This window comes from Rhodovibrio sodomensis (assembly GCF_016583645.1).
In the GTDB taxonomy this organism is placed as follows: Bacteria; Pseudomonadota; Alphaproteobacteria; order Kiloniellales; family Rhodovibrionaceae; genus Rhodovibrio; species Rhodovibrio sodomensis.
In genome coordinates, this window is record NZ_NRRL01000220.1 from 1 (window position 1) to 2,842 (window position 2,842).

Consider the following 2,842-nt stretch of genomic DNA (forward strand, 5'->3'; position numbering starts at 1 on the left):
ACGTCCACCGGGCGGTCGCCCGCATGGATCTCAGCTCGGTGCGCGCCGTCGCCTTCGACGAGACCGCCGCCAAGCGCGGCCACCGCTACATCACCGTGTTCATCGACCTCGACCGCAAGGAAGAGCCGGTGCTGTTCGCCACGCCCGGCAAGGGCAAGGACTGCGTGCGGCAGTTCCGACGCTTCCTGGAGGCCCACGGTGGCGACGGCGCGGCGATCGCGGAAGTGGTCTGCGACATGTCCCGCGCCTTCCAGAACGCGGTCGACGAGACCTTCGAGAACGCCAGCCAGACGGTCGACTGGTTCCACGTCGTCCAGCTGTTCACCGATGCGGTGGAGAGCGTGCGCCGTAGTGAGGCCAAGCAGACCAAGATGCCCAAGGGCGCCCGGTGGGCGACCGTGAAAGGCGGCGACGGCCCGCTGAAGGACCGCGATCGCGATGCGCTCGCCGAGCTCGAACGCCTCGGCCTGGCCACCGGAGAGGCGTACAAGATCAAGGAGAAGCTACGCTGGGTTCGGAAAGCCGCGACCCCGCAGGCCGCCCGCTGGCGGCTGACACGCTTCCTGAACCATGCCGAGGAGATGGCCGCCGGCGACGAAGCGCTGGCACCCGTCCGCAAGGCGATCGCCACCGTCCGGCAGCAGATCGACCGGATCATCCAGCGCTGGTACTCGACCCATTCCAACGCCCGCCTGGAGGGCCTGAACTCGACCTTTCAGGCCGCCCGCCACCGGGCTCGCGGCTACAGCAGCCCGGCCACCTTCATCGCCATGATCTACCTGCTCGCAGCCCCGATCGGCGATATCTCGAAATCCATTTGAACCGTCAGAGCGCCCTTTTTATGAGGGAAAGGATAAATGACGGCAAGCTTTCGGTGGCAATCTATATAGCGTCTGGCTCGAAAGCTTCGGCGGCCGTCCCGGACGCAGGGCTGTTCAGTGTTCGCGGGTAGAGTGAGTGGCGTCGCGTGAGGCGAGTCCGAGCGGCGGGTGATCCACCAGAAACGAGATGGGGTATCGCGGCGGCCACCCTCTGAGATGTTGAGGAGAGGGTGGCGGCCCTCCAGGGATGTTAACACGAACTCCGCAGAGCGGGCTCAAACATTCAGGAGAAGGAGGACCGCCATGACCAAGTATGCCGCGTTCGATGTCTCGGTCAACGACAGCGCGCTGTGCATCCTGGACGCCGCCGGCAACATCGTGGAGGAGACGAAAGTCGCCAGCGAGGCCGACGCGGTCGCCGAGGCGTTGCGCCAGCACCGGTCGGAGATCGGGCTTGTTGGCCTGGAGGCCGGTCCGATGTCGCAGCATTTGTTCGACGGCCTGGCCGAGGCCGGCTATCCGGTGGTGTGCTGCGAAACCCGGCACACCAAGGCGTTCCTGAAAGCCCGCCGCAACAAAACCGACCGCAACGACGCCAGGGGCATCGCCCAGATGATGCGCACCGGCCTGTATCAGGAGGTCCACGTCAAGACCCGCGCCAGCCAGGAGATCCGCACCCAACTGGGCGCGCGCAAGACGCTACAGCAGCAGATGCTGGACCTGCAGAACAGCATCCGGGGCCTACTCAAGAACTTTGGCCTGAAGGTCGGCGATGTCTCCGGCGACGCCTTCGCCGCGAAGGTCCGCCAGCTGATCGTCAGCGAGCCGGCACTGCAGCAGGCGATCGAGCCGTTACTCGTGGCTCTCGCCGAGCTGCGCAAGCAATTCAAGGAGCTGGACCGGCAGGTCTATCGTCTGGCGAGAAAAGATGAGATCTGCCGGTTGTTCATGACCGTCCAGGGTGTGGGCGAACTCACCGCGCTGAGCTTCAAGGCCGGCGTCGACCAGCCCCAGCGCTTCACCAAGTCAAAGTCGGTGGGCGCGCACTTCGGTCTCACGCCATCGCGCTATGAGTCCGGGGAGGTCGCCTACGACGGTCGGATCTCGAAATGCGGCGACGGCTCGGTGCGCGAGCATCTGTACGAGGCCACCAACGCGACGCTGAACAACACCAAGAAGTGGTCCTGGCTGAAGGCTTGGGCGATGGAGATCGCCAAGCGCCGCGGCATGGAAAAGGCCAAGGTCGCGCTGGCGCGGCGCCTGGCGGAGGTCCTGCACCGGATGTGGTGCGACGGCACGACCTTCCAGTGGCAGCGGGCGGCCGCGTAATGCAGCCGCATCGCCGCCAGCCTTCAGGCTGCCGCCGGCGGGCCTGGCGCAACACTGGAGCGCCGCCCGCCGGCGGCAGCTGGCAAACCCTAGGACGGAGGACAGCGATCATGTAGGCACACAGCGAACACCAAAAGGTTTCCGCTCCGGCGGAAAGAAGGCCCCGCAGAGGCCGAGAGTGCGACGAGGCCGCGCATAGACTTGGGGATTGCCAATGACCCCGCAAACGAGATTGGCCCGTTACACTCTTCGGAACCTATCGTGTGGCGGTCGCTGCGCCGACCACGTAGAGAAGCATGAGCCTCTGCGGAACCTTCACCACCCGAGTGGATACCCGTGTTGACATCACCACCCGAGTGGATACCCGTGTTGACATCACCGCCCGCGATAGAGAAGTCTTTGCGAGCTCGCTGAGATGTGACTCCTGGGTTGGCAACTCTGAACAGCGTACGGAGTTGCCATGATACCGTTTCCGTGCCTCTGGCAGGCCCTCCAAGACGTCACCGACCCGCGCGGCACCCGGGGGCAGCGCTATCCTTTCACGCCCTTAATGGTGTTCACGGTCCTGGCCGTGCTGGCGGGCGCGCGGTCGTACCGCGACGTGATCACCTTCATCCGGGAACGGCGCCATCAGCTCAATGAGCTGTTCGGCACGCGCCTGACCCGGGCGCCCGCGCTGAACACGCTGCGCG

At 65.4% G+C, this 2,842-nt stretch carries 3 protein-coding genes; all 3 read left to right on the plus strand.

The window, feature by feature from the left end; all coding sequences use genetic code 11:
* Positions 1–821, plus strand: an 821-nt coding sequence (locus CKO28_RS27155) for a transposase (RefSeq protein ID WP_200344578.1), incomplete at its 5' end; no start/stop codon positions are given.
* Positions 822–1,124: 303 nt separating this feature from the next.
* Positions 1,125–2,150, plus strand: a complete 1,026-nt coding sequence (locus tag CKO28_RS27160; RefSeq protein WP_200344581.1) for an IS110 family RNA-guided transposase — start codon at positions 1,125–1,127, stop codon at positions 2,148–2,150.
* 460 nt (positions 2,151–2,610) lie between these two features.
* On the plus strand, positions 2,611–2,842 hold a 232-nt coding region (locus CKO28_RS27165; protein WP_200344583.1), incomplete at its 3' end, for a transposase family protein.

Coding starts and splice junctions, on each gene's coding strand:
- CKO28_RS27160 (WP_200344581.1), top strand. CDS start 1,125: ATGACCAAGTATGCCGCGTTCGATGTCTCGGTCAACGACAGCGCGCTG.